Genomic DNA, 21,551 nt, shown 5'->3' on the forward strand with positions numbered 1-21,551 from the left:
AAGTTGACTCTTAAAATTATCCATTCCAAAACTTGTATACCTAAAATAGTGAGACATGTTCCGAATCACCTAGAATTCAATGCTGAATCTTGTATGAAAATATTTTAAAGTTATTGAATAAGTTTAAATTGGAGCTTGTTTCCCTATATAGGGTTCCAAGTTGACTTTTAAAATTATCCATTCCAAAACTTGTATACCTAAAATAGTGAGACATGCTCAGAATCACTTAGAATTTAACACTGCATCTTGTATAAAAATATTTTAAGGTTATTGAATAAAGTTAAGTTGGAGCTTGTTTCCCTATAGAACAAGCAAGTATTATTATAATATTAAACACATTAAATATAGTGTTTTAAACATAAAATTTAATTTTAGGGTTATTTGTATGGGAATGCAAAATATATTTAATTAAAAAATTTTATAAAAATAAATGTTATGCTTGGCTTACTTGAATAAATTTTGTTAAAATGAAAAATTGGTATATGCTATAAAGGCTATATGTATGCATATATAAAATAAAACTAGTTGCTAGGGTTAAAAGACGTTAAAAAATATTTTCCTTTGAAAGAATGGCATATAGAGGCTTATTATATATGATAAAATATATAATGTGTTTCAAAAGAAAAAGTGCTTAAATTTATTAAAATTTAAGCACTTTTTATTATATTCTATATTAAGTAGGGTTCTTAGGTGGATCCACTGGTGGATTTACTGGTGGATCCACTGGATCTACAGGTGGGTCTACTGGATCTACTGGTGGATCTACAGGATCCACTGGTGGTTTTGTTTCGCCACCACCCTCACCAGGGTTCGTATTTCCATTACCATTATTATTTCCATTATTGTTACCATTATTGTTTCCTGGATTATTTGTTTCAGGTTTATTTTCCTTATCCTTGTCTTTATCTTTATCCTTATCCTTGTCTTTATCTTTATCTTTATCTTTAGTTTTGTCAGTTTCTTTTTCTGTATCAGGTTTAGGTGTTTCATCTGGTATGATATTTAAATCTGGACCAGAAAGTGTACTTCCATCAAAATCTTTTAAAGGTAATCCAAAATGTATCTCATCCATATAATCTTTCCAAATGGATTTTGATACTTCTCCACCTTTATATATAGTTTGAGGAATATCAGCTCCAACATAAACAACAGTAGTGTAATAAGGAGTATAACCACAAAACCAAGCATCTTTATCATCATCTGTAGTTCCTGTTTTACCAGCTGATGGCATACCATTTTTTAAAGCTGCTCCATAACCTGTACCGTGAGGTTTAGATATAACACCTTTCAATATACTGGTCATTTCTTTGGTAGCATCTTCTGAATATATCTCTATTTTTGCATGAGAATTTTTGTATAAAACTTCATTTTCATAGTTTTCTATTTTTTCTAGACATGTAGTTTCTATATATTGACCATTTCTAGCTAGTGTTGAGTATGCTCCAGCCATTTCTACAGCAGTTGTACCTTTAGTAAAACCTCCTATAGAAACTATAGGTGTTGTATCTGACGGCATTATATACTTAAATTTCATATTGTGAAGATAAGATAATGCTGTATCTACACCTATTTCATTAACTAGATTAAAAGGTATAGTATTTATGGAAATTTCAGTTGCATATCTAAGATTTACATATCCTTTATAGCCACTATACCAGTTAGCAGGACCATTAGATATTGCTTTATCTTCTAAAGTGCTATTAGCAGTATATCCACGTTCAAAAGCAGGAGTGTATGCCACAAGTGGTTTGATTGCAGAGCCGGGCTGTCTAGGAGCTAAGTAAGCTCTATTAAATGTATTATCAACTCCATCCTGACTTCTACCACCTACAATTGCAACTACATTTCCAGTTGTATTATCTATTGTAACAGCAGATCCTTGCATTGAATAAAGTCCTGTATCGGGATCAATGCCATAATAACCAGATAAGTTATTATCTAAACTATTTTGTAATAGTTCTTGTTTTCCAGGGTCTAATGAAGTGTAAATTTTATATCCACCTTTTCTTATTGAAGCATTAAGCTCCATATATAACTTATCATAATTATCAAAATAAGATGTTCTATCATTATCATCCTTAAAACTTGTCCTAAATTTAAAACCTGATTTAGCCATAAGTTGTTCGATAGTACAATTTAGTGCATAAGTTATCGTATAACCCTCTGGTTCATAATTCTCATGTTCTTTAACATTAAGATTAATCTCTTCGGATTTAGCACTATCATGTTCGTCTTGATTAATTGTTTTTGCTTTTAACATTTTATCAAGTATAAGGTTTCTTCTCTCAAGAGTGTTTTCTATATTTGATAAAGGATCAAACATAGTAGGGTTATTAGGTATAGCTGCTAAAAAGCAAAGTTCACTTAAATCTAAATCTTTAGATGGTTTGTTAAAATAATAATTAGATGCGGATTCGATACCATAATTCCCATTACCAAAATATATATTATTGATATAGAACTCAATAATTTGTTCTTTGCTATATTTTTCTTCAAGTTTACGAGAAATTATTATCTCTTGAAACTTTCTTTTAAAAGTTTGCTCGTGAGAGAGAACTGTAGTTTTAACAAGTTGTTGAGTTATAGTAGATCCACCTTGTGTTATTTCTCCTTTATTTTTTACGAGTTCTAATCCAGCACGAAATAATGCTTTAAAGTCAACACCATTATGTTTCCAAAATCTAGGATCTTCTATAGAAATAAAGGCATTAACAATATTTGGCTGTATGTTTTTGTAATCTAAATATGAGTAATCATATTGAGCTAATTCTCGGATTACTTGTCCGTCTTTATCATAAATTACCGTAGGCATTTTGCTTAAAAATGTTTGATATGATACAGAGTTAGCTTTTTCTACAGAATCATTATAAAAGTTTTTTAGATTTTTATAATTAAAAGCTAAAACAAGCATTCCTACAAGAGTAATAACTAATAAAAATATAAAAAAACCCTTTAAAATCCCCTTGCTTTTGGATTTTTTGCGACGAGTTTTCTTTTTTTGTTTATCTGTTGTTTTTTCTTTCATATTGGGCTCCTTTCATAAAGAAGTTTTAATATTATCTTAATATAACATATTTCTATAAAAACTAATCAAGATAATATAATAATAATAAATATTATTAAAAAATATTACTAAAATTTAACAAATATTTTATTTATAAGCAATAAAACAAAGATAAGTTATATTTTAATAAATTTTTTAATTAATTTAAAAGTGCATAGTGGAAAACCCTTAAATGGATTATACTTCAATTTTTATTAATATGCAAAGTAGTTATTAACATATTATTTAATTGTATAATTTCAAGTTTATAAATTATAAGGTTAATCCATATAAAATTGTAAATTGGACACTTTTACTTAATTATTACTATAAAATTGCATCTGTTAATAATTATATTTATTTAACACTCAAAGCTACAAAAAATGTACAATAACTTCAAAATTTATTTATTGTAACAGAATTATTAACATATGGTCTAGGTTATAATTTAACTTAAAAAATTATTAATTCTAAAACTTAGATAACAAAACAGTGATGTAAGCTCGCAAGCATCTAAACCTAAGACTGAATTTAGAATGAAAATATTTTAAAGTTATTGAATAAATTCAAATGCGAGCTTGTTTCCCTATATTATTGTAAAGAAATTAATTAAATAATAAAAACATAATAAATCTTTTTTATTATTTATATTAAAATTTATACAAATAATAACATATACAACAAACCTTTAATATTATACAATGGATATTGAAAAAAATACAACAATATTTTGATTAATATAAAGTAGATAATTATACATAGGGTTAATAAAAAGTTATGAAATATAGAAATAATATTCTAAATTCATAACTTTAACATGAAAATTATAGTTATACTAATATTAAGAAATATATATTAAAGTTCGTTTCTAATAATTTCACCATTTATCATTACAAATTTAACTTTATTTCTTAAATCAAAAGGATGACCATTATAAATAACTATGTCGGCATCTTTATTTTTTTCTATAGAACCAACCCTATGATGGATATCTAAAGTTTTTGCTGGATTTATAGTTATAGAGCGTAAGGCTTCCTCATCGTCCATACCTTCTCTAGCAGCTAAAGCGGCACAAATAGGTAGATATTGAAGAGGTATAACTGGATGATCTGTCATAATTGATATCTTTATTCCAGCATGGTTTAATAAAGTTGGAGTTTTAAATGTTAAATTTTGAAGTTCTACTTTTGATCTATCAGATAAAGTTGGACCAACTATTACACCTTTTAAATTTTCATTTTTTAAATAATCCACAATCAAATGACCTTCAGTGCAATGTTCTAAAGATAAATCTAAATCAAATTCTTTTGCAATTCTAATTGCTGATAATATATCATCTGCTCTATGGGCATGAGCTTTAAGAGGCAGTTCGCCTTTTATTACCTTGGCCAATGCTTCCATTTTCATATCAAATTCGGGAGCTTTTTCAATGCCTTCTATAGCTTTTTTTTGTTTTTCAACATAAATTTCAGCTTTTTTAAAATTTTCTCTAAGAATTGATGCAGTACCCATTCTCGTTGAAGGGGATTTCTTTTGATTTCCATAGACTCTTTTTGGATTTTCACCAAAAGCAATTTTCATGGCAGAACACTCTTTAACAACCATATCATCTATTGTTTTTCCGTAGGTTTTCATTATTGTAAATTGGCCACCTATAACATTAGCGCTACCAGGACCTGTTGAAACTGTAGTAATACCTGAGTGCAAAGCTTCTTCAAAGCATTTATCTAAAGGATTTATACCATCTATGGCTCTAAGGTGAGGCGTTGCTGGATCAGTAGCTTCATTACCATCAGCACCTTCAAATCCAATGCCATTTTCCCACATACCTACATGACAATGAGCATCAATTAATCCAGGCATTAAAAAACCACCTTTAGCATCTATTACCAATGAATCTTCAGGAATTGGTAAATTATAACCTAAATCCTGTATCTTATCATCTTTAATAATAATCATTCCATTTTCTAAAATTAAGTCAGTCATAGTATGAATACTAGCATTTATAATAACTATCATATTAACAATACCCCCAATAAAATTATATTAATTATTTTTAACCATTTTTGTGAAATAGCCTTTAGGGATTAAACCTTTTCTTATTCCTTCAGTTACAACTAAATATGTTGCAGCTGTGTCAAATCTAGCATCATGGTAATTTCCACTACCATCAAATAATTCATTAGCTTTATTTTTTATTATTGTCGAATTAAGACCTAAAAAATTAACAACTTCCTCAAGTTTTGGATTTTTAATTCCACCTTTACCATTAGAACATTTACATATGTTTTTATAATAGTTCATAGTACAGAATGTATTTTTAGGTTTATAATTTATTTCACAAAACTCTAATTCATGAGTTATAAACTTAATATCAAAGTTTACATTGTGACCTATTAATATATCTGCATTTAAAAAGTCATCTGAAATTTCTTCAAATTGATCTTCAAAATATAAGCCATTACTTAATTTATATAAATCTTCTTCAGAAAATCCATGTATTTCTTTAGCTGATGGTTCCACATATTCCACAGCAAAGAAAAAATTTTTACCGTAAGTTTTTTGTGGTTTTACATCAGTATCTACAATTATATAAGAAAGTTCACATATGTTTCCAGGCGATATCCCTGTAGTTTCTGTATCAAAAAAAATCATTTTCATTAAAAAAAAATCCTCCTAAAATAAGATTTGTTTAAGTGTAATCATTAGTTAATTTCATATTTTATAAATAAAGTTTAAACTAAAGATACTATATTATATAATAATGTATATTAGAAAAAATGACTAGTAATTATCTTAAGATTTTTAAATATATATTTAATATGGGGTTTGTATGTAATATTTTTAAGGGGGTTATGTTAAAATTTATACAATCACACATATTCAGATAGTTATTTATATTGCAAATTGTAGAAAATAGTGTATTATATAGTATAAATAATACTATTGTTAAATTGTGAAATAAATTTAATTTGTATTATTTTAGGGGGGAGTGTAAAAAAATATGAATTTGAATTGGATTTGGATTGGGTTAACAATCGTTGTAATAGCTATTGACTATTTAAGTAGTGACTTCACTTATTCATGGTTAATTTTAGGCTTTATACCAGCATTTTTAATAGGATTTATAGTAGATTTTGAAATTCAACTTCTAATAGCCATAATATTAGGTGGAATTTCAATAGTAATAGGTCTTAAAATTTCTAGAAAATATATAAAAAAGACCTTTAAAAAAGAGTCTTTGACGATGGGTAAATATATTGGAAAAGTTTTTGTAGCGGAAGAAGATATATTTAAAGAAAAACAAGTGAAAGTTAATGGAATATATTGGAATGTGAAGAATGTAGGAACTCATATATTAAAAGGAGAAATTTTTAAAGTTATATCTGTAGATGGAAATAAATTAATTATAAAAAAGGGAGATGAATAATTTATGGCTATTATAGGAGTAATAGTTGTACTTTTATTGATTGTAGGTATAATACTTTCAACAATAAAAGTAGTAAACACAGGTTATGTTTATGTTTTAGAAAGGTTTGGACAGTTTTATAAGATTTTAGAACCGGGATGGCATATTACTATACCATTTGCTGACTTTGTAAGAAAGAAAATTTCAATGAAACAACAAATATTAGACATACCACCACAAAATGTCATAACAAAGGATAATGTAAAAATTTCTGTAGATAATGTAATATTTTATCATGTTTTAAATGCTAAGGATGCTGTTTATAATATTGAAGATTTCACATCAGGAATTATGTACTCAACAATTACTAATATGAGAAATATTATAGGTGATATGAGTTTAGATGAAGTTTTAGCAGGAAGAGATACTATAAACTCAAAGCTTTTAACAATAGTTGACACTATAACAGATGCATATGGTATAAAAGTACTTTCTGTAGAAATAAAAAACATAGTTCCACCTCAGGAAATACAAAATGCAATGGAAAAACAAATGAAAGCAGAAAGAGATAAAAGAGCAGCTATACTTACAGCAGAAGGACAAAGAGAAAGTTCTATAGCTAAGGCAGAAGGAGATAAGCGTTCAAAAATACTTCAAGCAGAAGCAGAGAAGGAAGCGAATATAAGACATGCAGAAGGACTTAGAGAATCTCAACTCTTAGAAGCAGAGGGTAAATCCAGTGCAATAGAGATTATAGCTAAGGCGGAAGCAGAGGCTATTCAAAGAGTAAATAAGGCGATAATTGAATCTGGCACAAATGAAGCTGTTATAGCCTTAAAACAAGTTGAAGCTCTTAAGGAATTATCAAAGAATCCAGCAAATAAAATGATATTACCAATTGATTCTTTAAATTCTTTAGGAAGTATTGCTGCAATAGCAGAAACATTAAATATGTCAAAAGATATGAAAAATCATTAAAGATTAAAATATAAAGAGGTATGTGATTGAGTTCACATGCCTTTTTTATATAAATATAGTATGATTTGGAATTCTAAAAGATGATAACTAAAATTATAAAAAAATTGATGTAGAATATATTTTTAATTATACTATATTTATAAAATTTTATGAGAGGTGTTTTTATGAAGGAAATTAAGTTTTTAGATATAGAAAAAATTAAGGTAGGCCATTGTGAAAATCATAAAGGTGGAACTGGTTGTACTGTGATTTTATGTGAAGAAGGAGCTACTGGTGGTGTTGCTGTAAGAGGAGGAGCTCCAGGAACTAGGGAAACAGATCTTTTGAATCCTACAGAAATGATTGAAAAGATACATGCAGTAGTGCTATCTGGTGGAAGTGCTTTCGGGTTAGATGCATCCTGTGGAGTTATGGAATATTTAGAAAGAAAAAATATAGGATTTGATGTTGGTGTTACTAAAGTACCAATAGTGTGTAGTGCTGTGCTTTTTGATTTAACAATAGGTGATAGTAAAATTAGACCAGATAAAAAAATGGGTTATGAGGCATGTGTATTTAGTGAAACTAATACAAAAGACTTAAATGGAAACGTAGGAGCTGGATGTGGAGCTACAATAGGGAAGGCATTAGGTACGAATTTTTCAATGAAAAGTGGTCTTGGATCTTATGCTATACAAATTGGAGATTTGAAAATAGGTGCAATGGTTGCTGTAAATGCTTTTGGTGATGTTATAGATCCATTAACAGGAAAAATATTAGCAGGGGTATTAGATTATAACAAATTAAGCTTTTTAAATACAGAGGATGTATTAATAAAAGAATATGAAAATAAAAATAATAGATTTAATGGTAATACAACTATAGGTTTAATTGTAACCAATGCTAAATTAAGTAAAAATGAAACTAATAAAATTGCATCAATTGCACATAATGGTTTTGCAAAAACTATATATCCTGTTCATACAATGTATGATGGAGATACAATATTTACAATGGCTACTAATATAGTAGAAGCTGATGTAAGCACTGTTGGAATGTTAGCATCTAAGGTAATGGAAAAGGCAGTGATTAATGCCATAGAAAGTGCAGAAAGTAGTTATGGCTTACTAAGTAGAAATGAACTTTTAAAAAAGAGAAATTTGTAAATATATTATATTAATAAAGAGCACTAAAGTTTTAGTGCTCTTTTATATCTATCTTGATTTTTTAATTTTTTTCATCGATATTATTATAGGTGTTACAATCACTGCTGCTACAATAGCTTCAGGTATACCATTAGTTGCACCTATTGTTAAGCAAGCAAGTCCTACAGCTTTATTGCTTGTAAGTCCCCAAATGCTAGATAGTTTATCTGCATAAATTAAGTATCCAAGACCTAAGACACCAATAGTATTAATCATAGAAGCTAAAAAAGCAGTTATTGTAAGTTTAAAAGTATCTTTTTTAGTTTTAAATACTTTATAGATGTAATAACTTCCAACGCCAATTAATACTCTTGGAATTAATGCTATTATAGGGTTTAAAAACATAAAAGAAGTTAATGTTGGTGCTGTTATTGCTTGGAACATACTAAAAAGTCCAAAGATTAACCCTATAAGTCCACCAACTAAAGGTCCCTCTAAAATTCCACCGATTATTACTGGTAAATGTAGTATTGTAGCATTCATAGCTGGAAGTGGTATAAATCCTAGTTTTGTTACTCCTAAGAATATAGAAACTCCAGACAGCATTCCTACAATAGCCATTTGTCTAACTGTAAGTTTAGACTTCTTTGACTTTGTGTTTTTAAAAGTTGACTCCATTACAAATCCTCCCATTCTTATTCCTTTTAGGATATAATTTGGTGTTATGCACATATATGTGCCACAATGAAAGTAAATATTACTACATTGTTCAGTTTCAATTTGAATACTGACAATTGTATTTTATAACATTTCACAATAAAAAATCAATATAAAATGGAGAATTAAGAATTTTTTTTAGACATTTTGTTAAATTTAAACGTATTTGAAATAATATTTTCTATAGTATATAGGTATAGATTAATTATATATTTATTACTTAAATTCATATTAAGTTTTATAAATATAAAAAAGACATTAAAGCATAATCACTTTAATGTCTTTAAAAATCTAGTATATATTTATTTGTTTATCTTATCTAAAGCTATTTCTTTTGCAAAGTCATATGAAGCTGTGTTTTCTATGTAAATTCTGTGCCATATTAAGAATACAAGAATAGTCCATATTTTTCTGCTTCTATCGAAAGGTCCTTTTCTATGTTCTTCGATTAAGTCAAGTACAGCTTTTTTGTTTATAAATTCAGCATTACTTTGTTTTACTATATTTACAGCCCAATCATAAAGCTCTTTTTTAAGCCATACACGAATTGGTACCGGATATCCAAGTTTTTTTCTATCTATAGCTCCAAGCATTGGAAGTTGTGATTTATAAGCTTCTCTTAGCATATATTTAGTTACGTTGCCATTAATTTTTTCTTCAAGATTTAATTTAGAAGCAACTTTTAAAACCTCTGTATCTAAGAATGGAACTCTTAATTCTAAAGAGTGAGCCATACTCATTCTATCAGCTTTAACTAATATATCACCTGTAAGCCAAGTATTGAAATCAACATATTGCATTTGTGTAACTTCATCATAATTCTTTATTTTATCATATATTGGTTTCATAGTTTTAGCATAAGTAAAATCACTATTATAATTTTTTAAAATTGAAGCTTTTTCTTCGTCTAAAAAGATTTTAGCATTTCCAACATAACGTTCAGAAAGTGGAGTACAACCTCTATCTAAGAAGCTTTTTCCTTTCATTCCTTCAGGCATTTTGTTTGAAATAGCTTTTAACATAGATTTTACTGGCTTTGGAACATTTTTAAAACCTTGAAGTGATAATGGCTCATGATATATAGTGTATCCACCAAACACCTCGTCTGCCCCTTCTCCAGATAAAACAACAGTTACATGTTTACGAGCTTCTTGTGAAATAAAATAAAGAGGAATTGCTGCAGGGTCAGCTACAGGTTCATCCATATGCCAAATGATTTTAGGAATTTCATTTGCAAATTCTTCAGCAGAAATAATTCTACTTATATTTTCTACTCCTAATTTATCAGCAGTTTCTTTAGCTAAGTCTATTTCTGTGTAGCCTTCTCTATCAAATCCAATAGTAAAAGATTTAATGTTTGGATCTATTTTGCTAGCAAGTGCAGTAACAACTGTAGAGTCTATACCACCAGATAAAAATGTAGCAACAGGAACATCTGCATTCATATGAAGCTCTACTGATTTTTCAACAACATTTCGTATTTCTTTCATTCGGTCATCTTTAGGCATAGAAATAGGATTGAATTGCAAGCTATAATATTGATTTATTTCACACTTTTTGCCTAGTTCTTTTCTTATTGTATGACCTGGTTTTAACAGTTTTACATCTTTAAGCATAGTATTTGGTTCAGGTACAAATTGAAATGTTAAATAGTCATGAATAGCCTTAGTATCTAAATCCTTATAAGTTGTTTCAGGATTGGCAAAAAAGCTTTTTAGTTCTGATGCAACATATAGTCCATTTTCATTTTCAATATAGTAAAAAGGTTTTATACCAAATGGATCTCTAATTCCGAAAAATACCTGTTTTACTTTATCCCAAATTATTATAGAAAACATACCTCTAAGTTTTTTTACAAAACTTTCGCCTTCGTGTTTATATAAAGTAGCTATTACTTCGATTTCTGAATCAGTTGTAAAGTTATAGCCTTCTTTTATTAAATCTTCTCTTAGTTCTCTATAGTTATAAACCTCGCCATTAAAAATTAATTCATACTCATCGTTTCCATAGCTATAAGGTTGTTTTCCGTTTTCTAAATCTAGTATACTAAGTCTTCTAAATCCTAAGTATACATGTTCATCAAAATATTCTCCATCTTGAGTTGGTCCCCTATGAATAATTGCTTCAGACATTGGACTAAGTTTAGCCTTGTTGTCAAGAGTCATAGGATTATTACTAAAAAATGTTACAAATCCACACATGTTAAGTCCTCCTTAGTGGAAAATTTTATAAAAATTCTTAATTCTTATTTTTACATTTTATATTAAGAAAAAAAGTTGGTCAATATATAACCAATTAAAAGATTAACAACATACTAAAAGTTATATTGCAAAATATAATCTTAAGTTCAAAATGTAAATTAGTTAAAGGTTAGCTTATTTAATATTATAAAGCGTAAGCTAATAATTACCTTCATAAAAATGACAAGCTTTATAAGCTATAATTTTTAACTTTAATAAATAGAAAGTTTTATATTAACAAATAGTTTTAAATTTAGCTTGCCCATTTCATTATTAAATTTATGTAAATAAAAATTAAATAGGTAAATAGGTTAATTGCTGTAAAAATATAGCAATTTTTATAGTTATTAAATCCAAATCTTATTTTATAAATTTTATCCTATTAAAGTATACCATAAAATCTCAAATAAGAATAAGATTTATTTTATAAATTTAATAATTAATATAAACATAAGTTATAAAAGGATGTTAAAGTCTAAAATATATTATAAATATAATTTTAGACTGATGAAATAATGTATAAGTTAGTTGGAATGTGTTTAAAAATGTAAAAAAAAATTATGTTTTATACAGAAATTTTATAAAATTGTTGTTATTATTATTATAATGTCTAAAAAATAAGAAAAATAAAGGAATAAAATATTGGAAAAACAAGGAAAAATATGAGAATATATATATTGTAGAGAATGTAAAAATACATTTAGGAGGAATATAATATGGATATATCAAAAGGTATAGGAAAAAGCATAACCTTCTATTATTGTGGAAATGATCACATGCTTATAAATATGTATAAATACATAAAAAACAATATGGAAAAAAATGTATTTGTATATTTAAATGTTGAAGATAAGACATTTAAGCTTTTAAATGAATTTCTAAATGACACAGAAAAAACTATGGTTAAAAATGATAATATGAAAAATATAGTTTTTGAAGGGGAAAAAAATGTTTTAGAAGATTTTTTGAAAAGATATAAAGATGAAAAAATAAACTGTGGATTCTCTGACGTTATATTAATAATAGATGCAAAGTATATAATAGAAAATAGTAGTAAAAATTTATTCATTAAATTTATAGAAAATTTGTATGATGTGATACAATATATGCCAATTACAGTTTTAGTATTATATGATTTTGAAGATTATATACAAGAAAGAAAGATTATAGATAAAGAAATTATAAAAGTATCTTATGAAAAACATTCACATAGAATGTTTGTAAATGACATAATACCTATCAAAGAATTTATAACTAAAAAAAGCTTGGCTTAACTTATAGTATTCCAAGTTGACTTTAAAAATTACTCATTTTAAAGCTTGGATATCCCAAATAGTGACATATGCTCTGAATCATTTAGAATTCAACGCGGCATCTTGTATGAAAATATTTTAAGATTATTGAATAAATTTAAATTTGAGCTTGTTTCTCTATAATGTATAGAAAAATAATCTTAAAGTTTAATTTATGTACAAATCATAAGAAGTTTTAATATTTATTCCTTAGATATAAGTGGATTTTTAGTATATATAATTTTTTAGGTATGTTAAAATTATAATTTGTAAAATATGATTTTAGAACAATATAAAAACAAGTAAAATAAGATATTAAAATTATAAATATTAAAAGTTTCTAGCTGAAGAGTTAAGAATTATTCTTCAGTTTTTTATTTTTAAAAATATAGATAGAGTAGTAATTATATTTTTGAATATAATAATAAAAACATATTGCAATGAGTTTAAATATGTATTATTATTAATTTGCGACTAAATAATAATAATTATCAATGACTTTGTCTTATTATTAAAAAAAGAAAGAGGGATAAACATGAGTATTGTTAAAATAAGCGAAAATGCATTTAAAGAATTCAAACAATTCTTAAATGATAATGAAGTTACAGCTGATGTAATAAGAATACATTTTGCAGGTATGGGCTGTGGAGGTCCAGCTTTTAGTCTTGTTCTAGATGAACAAAAAGAATCAGATAACATTGAAGAAATGCAAGGTTTAACATTTTTAGTAGATAAAGATGTTACTGCACAGTTTGGAGAATTAACAATATTATCTGGTGAAGAAAACGGAATGGGTGGATTTTCTATAGAGCCTGAAATTAAACCAGAAGGTGGCGGATGCGCATCTTGCTCAAGTTGTAGTTAGTCTTTAAAATATATTAATTATAAATAAATTAAAAGTGGTGCCAAAACAGGCACCACTTTTAGTTTTAAAATAAAAAAATTAAAGTGAAAAATAATCACAAAAGAGTATATAGTTACATACCATATTAGTACAAGTAAATATTTGAAATGTACTTTAACAAGGACTTAATAAAAACTAAAAAGTTAAAATTTTAACAAGTGAAGAAATATGATGATTTGTGCTAAGGAGTAATTATATAGTACATAAATTTTTTACTTTATAAGCTGTTATTAGCTTAGGGGTTAAATTGTGGGGGTGTAGCTATGGAGTGGACAGATATAGTTATTAGACTATTATTAGCTTTTATTATTGGAGGGGTTATTGGACAGGATAGAGAGAACAATCGTAGACCAGCAGGGCTTAGAACTCACATGTTGGTTTGTGTAGGTGCTACAGTTACATCTATGGTACAACTTTGTACAATGGAATATGCAATTAACCTAATAAGTACTAATCCAGAACTTTCTCAAGTGTTAAAAGTGGATTTATGTAGGCTTGGAGCACAAGTAATAACAGGAGTCGGATTTTTAGGTGCAGGAACAATAATACATGAAAAAGGGTTAGTGAAAGGTCTTACAACAGCAGCATCTATATGGGCAGTTGCATGTATAGGCCTTGGTGTTGGAATGGGGTTCTATTTTTTATCAATAGTTTCAACTATAGCAGTGTATTTTGTTTTGGTGTTTTTTAAAAAAGCAGAGAATAAGTATGCAGACGGTAAAAAAATGAAAATATATTTAGAATATGAAGATAAATATGAAGCTACAAAAGTTTTCTATGAAATTTTAAAAGAAGAAAATATAAAAATATGTGGAATGGAGTGCAGTGTAAAAGAAGAAAGTAATAAAAAAATTGAAAGTTGCACATACTATATGATGATTCCAATAAGTGTTGATATATTAGAACTTTTAGATAATATTATTTTAACTCAAAAGTTTATACAAGTTAAGTTCATTTGAATATAAAATTAAACTCAAACAATTAATTAAGTAAATAGAAAATAACAACAAGGAGAGTAATGTAATGGGTACAGTTATAGAAAACGGTTCTCTTATAATACTTATAGTGTCTTTATATGTTATGGTAATAACTTTAAAGAGATTTGAAGATAAAGAGAGAAGAGTATTAACATTAGAAGAATGTCGGCATATAGTTGTCTGGCACAATGATCTTAATAGAAAAATAGATCCACCAGAAAAGTTAGATAAGATTGTTGAGCGGGTCACAAATGGCGAAATCGTTCAGGTAGATAGTAAAAAAGTTTATAATGATATTATAAAAATAACTACCAAAGCTATGAAATTTAATAATTTAATACTTGTAAAGCCTAAAAGAAAGTGATATACTTAATAAAAATAATAATCTTTAAAATAGTCCAGAGAGGCTGCAAGATTTAATAAGTTAAGTTGAAATATTACTATTATAACTAGGAATATTATAACTTCTTGCAGTCATGCAAGAAGTTTTTTTATTATAAAATATTATATAAAGTAAATAACTTAGAACAAAGATTATCAAATTAAAGACAATATTGCCTTTAAATCAGTCCAGAGAGGCTGAAAAGGAGAAAGTTAATTTCTCCTTGAAAAAATTTTTCAGGAGGTTTTGTTATGACAGAAAAAGCAATATCTATATCCAAATCAAATGAGGGAGGATGTTTACTGGCTAAATTAAAAAGAATAATTTTAGCGAGTCAACACCTAATAGCTATGTTTGGAGCTACCGTTTTAGTTCCGATATTAACAGGTTTTAATCCATCAATAGCACTTATAGCAGCAGGATGTGGAACGTTAATATTTCATTTTTGTACTAAAGGAAAAGTTCCAGTATTCTTAGGGTCATCTTTTGCATTCATATCTGTAATAATATCAGTTAGTGAAATGCATGGCGGTGACTTAAGTTATGCTCAAGGTGGAATCATGGTAGCAGGATTTTTATATGTGATATTATCCTTCGGGGTAAAAAAAGTAGGTGTTAAAAATATAAAAAGATATTTGCCAGCACAAGTGGTAGGACCTATGATTATAGTAATAGGTTTAAATTTAATACCTACGGCATTTGATATGGCATCAGAAAATTTATTAATAGCGGCAATAACACTTATGACAGCCATAGTAATTAAAACTTTTGGTAAAGGTTTTTTAAAGCAATTGTCAATATTAATAGCAGTTATAATAGGGTATAGCATATCGTTAGTATTACAAATTGTTGATACATCTATAATAGCTAATGCACCATTAATAGCAATGCCAGCTTTCAATTTGCCTAAATTTGATTTAGCATCAGTAGCTGTTATAGCACCAGTAATACTAGCTGTATTAATGGAACATGTTGGAGATATAACAACCAATGGACAAGTTGTAGGGAAAAACTTTATAGAGGATCCAGGATTAAATAAAACATTACTTGGTGATGGTCTTGCAACAATGTTTTCTGCATTAATAGGTGGACCGGCTAATACTACTTATGGAGAAAATACAGGAGTACTAGCTTTAACAAAAAATTATGATCCATCTATATTAAGGTTAACAGCTGTAATAGCTATATTACTAGGGGTTGTAGCTAAAGTAGGAGGGTTCTTACAATCAATACCATCTTGTGTTATGGGAGGAATAAGTTTAATACTATTCTCTATGATTTCGATGGTAGGTGTGAAAAGTATAAAAAATGACGGTGTGAAATTTAATTTTAAGAACATAATAGTTATGGCAACTATATTAATAGTAGGTTTAGGAACTGGCATACTAGAAAGAAACTTTGGTATAGTTTTAGGAATTCCAATTACAGAAACAGTAAAGATTTCAGGATTGAGTTTAGCAGCAATATTAGGTGTACTTTTAAATAGTGTTATAAATAGGAAAGTAATAAAAGAAAATAAAAATATATAGAATAATAGAATAATAGAATGCTTTAAGATGGCAAACATCTTAAAGCATTTTTAAATTTAGCAGATAAATATTTTTAAGATATAAAAGTTTAATTATTTGATAGTGAGTTATGTTGGGAAAACATATGAAACAACAAAAATTAAGCATTAACATTAATAAAATATATTAATAAAAAGTTAATAATAAATGAATGAAAATAATGAAAAAAATACAATTAATAATGAAAAATAAATAATATTTAATGAAAAATTATACTATAATTAAAAACAAAGTATTTATTACATAAACACTTTGTTCGATTTAAGAGAAAATAAAAAATTGACAGAAAAATTATAAAAGTATGTCGAAAATACTTGAAAAAAGATGAAGAGAAATATATAATTAAATTGTAACAATTTTAACAAAAATTTAACAACAAGGAGGAAAAATAATGAGTAACGAAAAGAAGAAAAAATCCTTCCCAACGGCCTTTACGGTATTATTTATAGTGTTAATACTTGTAGCGTTATTAACTTACTTAGTGCCAGCAGGAAGCTATGCTAAACTTAAATATAATACAGAAGCAGACAAGTTTGTTATAACAATGCCGAAAGGTGACACTAAAGAGTTGCCAGCAACACAAGAAACTTTGGAAAGCTTAGGTGTTAAAGTTAATGTTGAAAAATTTACAGAAGGAAGCATTAGCAAGCCAATAGCAATTCCAGATACATATGAAGAACTTCCAAGTAATCCACAAGGTTTAGTGAAAATTTTATCAGCACCAATACAAGGTGTGTATGATTCAATAGATATTATAATGTTTGTATTTATTTTAGGTGGAATTATCGGAGTTATAAACCATTCTGGAGCTTTTGATGCAGGGATTGCTAGTCTATCAAGAGCTACAAAAGGAAGAGAAATGTTACTTATAGTTATAGTTACTGTATTAGTAGCAGCAGGAGGAACAAGTTTTGGATTAGCAGAAGAAACTATAGCATTCTATCCTATACTTATGCCAATATATTTAGTATCAGGTTATGATGCGTTAGTATGTATAGCTGCAATATACTTAGGTTCAACGATAGGAACAATGTTTGCAACAACTAATCCATTTTCAGTTGTTACAGGTTCAAATGCCGCTGGAGTAAACTTTACAGATGGTATTATGTTCAGAGGAATAGGACTTGTATTGGCAACAGGATTAGCATTAATATATATAATTCGATATGCAAAAAAAGTACAAAAGGATGCGAAAAATTCTTACATATTTGAAGATAAAGAACATATAGACAAAAAATTCTTAAGTGGATATGATGCTAATAATCTTCCAAATTTTAATATAAGAAGAAAACTTATGTTAATAATATTTGCACTTGCCTTTGTAGTTATGGTTTGGGGGGTTTCAACTCAAGGTTGGGGATTCCAAGATATGACAGCACTATTCTTAATAGTAGGAATAGTTATCGGAGTTATCTCTGGTATGGGAGAAAAAGTGTTTGTTGAGAAATTTATAACAGGAGCAGGAGATTTAATAGGTGTTGCTCTTATTATAGGTGTTGCTAGAGGCGTTAACATAATAATGGAAAATGGCTTGATAAGCGACACTATACTTTATGGATCATCTAATTTAGTAACTGGTATGAATTCAATATTATTTATACTTGTTATGGTAGTGATATTTTGTGTATTAGGATTTTTCATACCATCATCTTCAGGACTTGCAACACTTGCAATGCCAATCATGGCACCACTTGCAGATTCAGTTGGAATATCAAGAGATGGTATTGTTAGTGCATATATGTATGGTCAAGGTTTGATGTCATTTATAACTCCAACAGGGCTTATACTTGCATCATTAGAAATGGTAGATGTAACTTATAACAAATGGCTAAAATTCGTATTACCATTAATGGGTATGATAGGTGGAATAGGAATAGTAATGTTAATACTTCAAGTATTAATTTAAGGTAATAAAAAATTAAAGTAGGAGATGATTTTCATCGCCTACTTTAATTTTTTTATAGTTAATGTAATATATGTATATTAGTAACATAGTTTTAATAATCTAGTGGTAAGATAAAGATAATATGTTTAGACTATATATTATTTTGTAGAATAATAGTAAAAAAAACAATAAAAAGGATTTAAATGGATATTTTATAGTTTTTTGAAAAATATTTTTAAACAACTTTAAATAAGGAAAAAATGTAGGTATAAAATTAGTTTTCTAAATATAAAAACTATTGAAAAAAATAACGGTGTAGTACTATAATAGGATATGTAAAAGATTACAAGAATTGGGGGATTGAAATGTCAAAAGAAAAGAAGAAAAAGTCTTTCCCGACGGCTTTTACGGTTTTATTTATAGTGCTTATTTTAGCCGCAATACTTACATACATAGTTCCAGCTGGAAATTATGCAAAGCTTAAGTATGATAGTGAGAGTGAAGCATTAGTAGTAACTAAGCCAAAGGGAGAAATAGAAAATTTAGAGGCAACTCAGGAGTCTTTAGATAAACTTAATATTAAAGTAGATATACAAAAATTTAAGGATGGAAGTATAAGTAAACCTATAGCAATACCTGATACTTATGAAGTGGTTGAAAGCAATCCACAGGGATTATATGATATAATTTCTGCTCCGATAGCGGGAGTTTATGACACTATAGGTATAATAATGTTTGTATTTATCTTAGGTGGTATTATTGGAGTAATAAATCATTCTGGAGCCTTTGATGCAGGTATAGCTAGTCTTTCAAAGGCTACAAAGGGGAGAGAAGTATTACTTATAATAATAGTTTCTGCTGCGGTATCTTTAGGTGGGACAACTTTTGGTCTTGCAGAAGAAACCATAGCCTTTTATCCTATACTAATGCCAATTTTCTTGGTTGCAGGATATGATGCAATTGTATGTATAGCAGCAATATATTTAGGCTCATCATTGGGAACGATGTTCTCAACAGTAAATCCGTTTTGTGTTGTTATAGGTTCAAATGCTGCAGGAATAAATTTCACAGAAGGACTTACTTGGAGAATTATAGGACTAGTACTTTCTATGATAGTATGTATTATATATATAATTTATTATGCTAAAAAGGTTCAAAAGAATGCTAAATTATCGGTTGTATATGAAGATAAAAAGCATATAGAAGAAAAGTTCTTAAGTGGATATAATCCTGAAAATATACCTAATTTTAATTTTAGAAGAAAATTAATGTTAATTTTATTGCTATTAGGATTTATTATTATGATTTGGGGAGTAGCAACCAAAGGTTGGTGGTTTGAAGAAATGACAGCCCTATTCCTATTTATAGGAATACTAATAGGTGTAGTATCTGGAATGGGAGAAAAAACCTTTGTAGACAAATTTGTAGCTGGAGCGGCAGATTTAATAGGTGTTGCTCTTATTATAGGTGTTGCTAGAGGCGTTAACATGATAATGGACAATGGCTTAATAAGTGATAGTATATTATTTTATTCATCTAACTTAGTAAATGGAATGAATTCAGTGTTATTCATAATAGTTATGATGATTATATTCTGTGTATTAGGATTCTTTATACCATCAGCGTCTGGACTTGCAACTTTAGCTATGCCAATAATGGCACCACTTGCAGATACTGTTGGATTATCAAGAGATGTTATAGTTAGTACTTATGCTTATGGTCAAGGACTTATGGCATTTATAACACCGACAGGGCTTATATTAGCTACATTAGAAATGGTAGATGTAACTTATAATAAATGGTTAAAGTTTGTATTGCCACTAATGGGATTGATAGCTGGATTGGCTATTGTATTATTAATTTTAGAAGCATATGTTCCATTATAAAATATTAAAATGAATTTAAAAATGTTGTTTCAGATTTTACAGAAGGATTTATAGATGTAACTATAAAGGCGATATAAAAATAAAACAGGAATTGTTCCTGTTTTATTTTTATATACTTTTTCAATAACTAACAGATTATTTTAGTTAAGAGTTAATAGTTGAGGTTATTACTACTCACTTTGCTCCTATTAATTCTAAACGTATTTTTAACTTTAAGAAACTGATACTCATTTTCATCAATAATTTTTAATTCTTAACTAACTATATTTGTACTTATTTTGTCAACTGATAACAAAAATTTTATGTATAAATTTAAGTTATAGATTACATCCCTATATTAGTTAATAATTATAAATAAAAAATATAAATTAATTAAATATTTAAAATAGAAAAATAATAATTTAGTATAATAGACCATTATATTGGGAGGAATTTATTTGAATATTATAATAAAAGGCCTTATATTTTTCTTGTTTTTATGTTGGTGGCATAGCAATAAAAAAAATATAAAAGTATTATTTATGGTAATCTTTTTCTTTATAGATTTTTGTAGAGTAGCATTTTTAGAGAAACTATTAAGCAATACATTTATAGTAGCTATAAATGCAATACAATTATTAATAATTGTATTTGTTTTTATACTTTATATAAAATCAATTATAAACAAACATACCGATAGAACATAATATATACATCTATATACCTATTCTTTCTTTTAAACATTAAACTTTTTAGACCCACAGGTATAACCTGTGGTGTCTTTTGTAAAATAAATACTTTTTGTAAAAAATGTTTCAAAATTGAGAAAATTCATTTAACTGTATTGACCATTTCAAAAAAACAATGTAATATTTAAATGTAATATAAAATAATGAAGATTTGAAAAAAGGAGGTAAGATCATGAAAACTAATTTAAATATAATAAATGTGTTAATTAATTTAAAATTTAATAAATTATTGTTCTTACCTCTAGGTGAAAATATAGCTCGGTTTTAATGTTTTTAATTAGTAAAATATTTTTAAAGATACTTTTAAAATAAAAGTATTATTGACATAGTTGCGTTAAAATAAAAATATTTTAAGTAATTTTTAACTAAAAAAGACTTTCTATTAATCTTAGAGTGGTTAATGGAAAGTCTTTTTGTT

The 21,551-nt window shown here is 27.3% G+C and carries 16 protein-coding genes; 11 read left to right on the forward strand and 5 right to left on the reverse strand.

Going from position 1 to position 21,551, the window contains the following annotated elements; translation table 11 throughout:
- Positions 1–673: 673 nt before the first annotated feature.
- From ACYUE0_RS13575 to ACYUE0_RS13585, 3 genes are all read right to left on the reverse strand, one after another.
- Complete coding sequence (locus tag ACYUE0_RS13575; protein ID WP_460270993.1) at positions 674–3,025, reverse strand: transglycosylase domain-containing protein; 2,352 nt, start codon at positions 3,023–3,025, stop codon at positions 674–676.
- Between the two features lie 873 nt (positions 3,026–3,898).
- The gene (locus ACYUE0_RS13580; protein ID WP_460270994.1) at positions 3,899–5,062 is read right to left on the reverse strand and encodes an amidohydrolase; all 1,164 of its coding nucleotides are present in this window, start codon (positions 5,060–5,062) and stop codon (positions 3,899–3,901) included.
- A 27-nt stretch (positions 5,063–5,089) separates the two neighbouring features.
- Positions 5,090–5,704: a 3'-5' exonuclease gene (locus ACYUE0_RS13585; RefSeq protein ID WP_061994497.1), complete on the reverse strand. Its 615-nt coding sequence runs from the start codon at positions 5,702–5,704 to the stop codon at positions 5,090–5,092.
- A 343-nt stretch (positions 5,705–6,047) separates the two neighbouring features.
- On the opposite strand from ACYUE0_RS13585, the gene ACYUE0_RS13590 reads away from it, so the two are divergent.
- The 3 genes from ACYUE0_RS13590 (at position 6,048) to ACYUE0_RS13600 (ending at position 8,575) form a co-directional block, all read left to right on the forward strand.
- A complete protein-coding gene (locus ACYUE0_RS13590) occupies positions 6,048–6,473 on the forward strand; it encodes an NfeD family protein (protein ID WP_061994496.1) in 426 nt (141 codons plus the stop codon).
- A 3-nt stretch (positions 6,474–6,476) separates the two neighbouring features.
- Positions 6,477–7,430 (forward strand): SPFH domain-containing protein, encoded by a 954-nt coding sequence (locus ACYUE0_RS13595; protein ID WP_199870015.1) that lies wholly within the window; start codon positions 6,477–6,479, stop codon positions 7,428–7,430.
- A gap of 164 nt (positions 7,431–7,594) precedes the next feature.
- On the forward strand, positions 7,595–8,575 hold the full coding sequence (locus ACYUE0_RS13600) for a P1 family peptidase (protein WP_460270995.1): 981 nt from the start codon (positions 7,595–7,597) through the stop codon (positions 8,573–8,575).
- Positions 8,576–8,623: 48 nt separating this feature from the next.
- Here ACYUE0_RS13600 and ACYUE0_RS13605 read toward each other — a convergent pair whose 3' ends face one another.
- Together ACYUE0_RS13605 and asnB are read right to left on the reverse strand one after the other, a co-directional pair.
- Positions 8,624–9,232 carry an ECF transporter S component gene (locus tag ACYUE0_RS13605; RefSeq protein WP_026022359.1) on the reverse strand — a complete coding sequence of 203 codons (609 nt, stop codon included), beginning with the start codon at positions 9,230–9,232 and terminating at the stop codon, positions 8,624–8,626.
- A 341-nt stretch (positions 9,233–9,573) separates the two neighbouring features.
- Positions 9,574–11,472: an asparagine synthase (glutamine-hydrolyzing) gene (gene asnB / locus ACYUE0_RS13610; RefSeq protein ID WP_199870012.1), complete on the reverse strand. Its 1,899-nt coding sequence runs from the start codon at positions 11,470–11,472 to the stop codon at positions 9,574–9,576.
- Positions 11,473–12,227: 755 nt separating this feature from the next.
- On the opposite strand from asnB, the gene ACYUE0_RS13615 reads away from it, so the two are divergent.
- From ACYUE0_RS13615 to ACYUE0_RS13650, 8 genes are all read left to right on the forward strand, one after another.
- Positions 12,228–12,785: a hypothetical protein gene (locus tag ACYUE0_RS13615; RefSeq protein WP_460270996.1), complete on the forward strand. Its 558-nt coding sequence runs from the start codon at positions 12,228–12,230 to the stop codon at positions 12,783–12,785.
- A 553-nt stretch (positions 12,786–13,338) separates the two neighbouring features.
- Positions 13,339–13,668 (forward strand): HesB-like protein, encoded by a 330-nt coding sequence (locus ACYUE0_RS13620; RefSeq protein ID WP_199870011.1) that lies wholly within the window; start codon positions 13,339–13,341, stop codon positions 13,666–13,668.
- A gap of 302 nt (positions 13,669–13,970) precedes the next feature.
- A complete protein-coding gene (locus tag ACYUE0_RS13625; RefSeq protein WP_061996649.1) occupies positions 13,971–14,666 on the forward strand; it encodes an MgtC/SapB family protein in 696 nt (231 codons plus the stop codon).
- Between the two features lie 64 nt (positions 14,667–14,730).
- Positions 14,731–15,048: a hypothetical protein gene (locus ACYUE0_RS13630; protein ID WP_061996648.1), complete on the forward strand. Its 318-nt coding sequence runs from the start codon at positions 14,731–14,733 to the stop codon at positions 15,046–15,048.
- A gap of 269 nt (positions 15,049–15,317) precedes the next feature.
- On the forward strand, positions 15,318–16,595 hold the full coding sequence (locus tag ACYUE0_RS13635) for a uracil-xanthine permease family protein (RefSeq protein ID WP_460270997.1): 1,278 nt from the start codon (positions 15,318–15,320) through the stop codon (positions 16,593–16,595).
- 430 nt (positions 16,596–17,025) lie between these two features.
- Positions 17,026–18,540, forward strand: coding sequence for a YfcC family protein (locus tag ACYUE0_RS13640; protein ID WP_061996646.1), 1,515 nt, complete (start codon positions 17,026–17,028; stop codon positions 18,538–18,540).
- A 344-nt stretch (positions 18,541–18,884) separates the two neighbouring features.
- Positions 18,885–20,405 carry a YfcC family protein gene (locus ACYUE0_RS13645; RefSeq protein ID WP_061996645.1) on the forward strand — a complete coding sequence of 507 codons (1,521 nt, stop codon included), beginning with the start codon at positions 18,885–18,887 and terminating at the stop codon, positions 20,403–20,405.
- Between the two features lie 437 nt (positions 20,406–20,842).
- Positions 20,843–21,091, forward strand: coding sequence for a hypothetical protein (locus tag ACYUE0_RS13650; RefSeq protein WP_460270998.1), 249 nt, complete (start codon positions 20,843–20,845; stop codon positions 21,089–21,091).
- Positions 21,092–21,551 lie beyond the last annotated feature (460 nt).

The organism is Clostridium sp. CTA-19 (assembly GCF_054767855.1).

Excerpts from the sequence above, each read along its gene's own strand:
- ACYUE0_RS13575 (WP_460270993.1), bottom strand. The coding sequence starts at position 3,025 with ATGAAAGAAAAAACAACAGATAAACAAAAAAAGAAAACTCGTCGCAAA.
- ACYUE0_RS13580 (WP_460270994.1), bottom strand. The coding sequence starts at position 5,062 with ATGATAGTTATTATAAATGCTAGTATTCATACTATGACTGACTTAATT.
- ACYUE0_RS13585 (WP_061994497.1), bottom strand. The coding sequence starts at position 5,704 with ATGAAAATGATTTTTTTTGATACAGAAACTACAGGGATATCGCCTGGA.
- ACYUE0_RS13590 (WP_061994496.1), top strand. The coding sequence starts at position 6,048 with ATGAATTTGAATTGGATTTGGATTGGGTTAACAATCGTTGTAATAGCT.
- ACYUE0_RS13595 (WP_199870015.1), top strand. The coding sequence starts at position 6,477 with ATGGCTATTATAGGAGTAATAGTTGTACTTTTATTGATTGTAGGTATA.
- ACYUE0_RS13600 (WP_460270995.1), top strand. The coding sequence starts at position 7,595 with ATGAAGGAAATTAAGTTTTTAGATATAGAAAAAATTAAGGTAGGCCAT.
- ACYUE0_RS13605 (WP_026022359.1), bottom strand. The coding sequence starts at position 9,232 with ATGGAGTCAACTTTTAAAAACACAAAGTCAAAGAAGTCTAAACTTACA.
- asnB (WP_199870012.1), bottom strand. The coding sequence starts at position 11,472 with ATGTGTGGATTTGTAACATTTTTTAGTAATAATCCTATGACTCTTGAC.
- ACYUE0_RS13615 (WP_460270996.1), top strand. The coding sequence starts at position 12,228 with ATGGATATATCAAAAGGTATAGGAAAAAGCATAACCTTCTATTATTGT.
- ACYUE0_RS13620 (WP_199870011.1), top strand. The coding sequence starts at position 13,339 with ATGAGTATTGTTAAAATAAGCGAAAATGCATTTAAAGAATTCAAACAA.
- ACYUE0_RS13625 (WP_061996649.1), top strand. The coding sequence starts at position 13,971 with ATGGAGTGGACAGATATAGTTATTAGACTATTATTAGCTTTTATTATT.
- ACYUE0_RS13630 (WP_061996648.1), top strand. The coding sequence starts at position 14,731 with ATGGGTACAGTTATAGAAAACGGTTCTCTTATAATACTTATAGTGTCT.
- ACYUE0_RS13635 (WP_460270997.1), top strand. The coding sequence starts at position 15,318 with ATGACAGAAAAAGCAATATCTATATCCAAATCAAATGAGGGAGGATGT.
- ACYUE0_RS13640 (WP_061996646.1), top strand. The coding sequence starts at position 17,026 with ATGAGTAACGAAAAGAAGAAAAAATCCTTCCCAACGGCCTTTACGGTA.
- ACYUE0_RS13645 (WP_061996645.1), top strand. The coding sequence starts at position 18,885 with ATGTCAAAAGAAAAGAAGAAAAAGTCTTTCCCGACGGCTTTTACGGTT.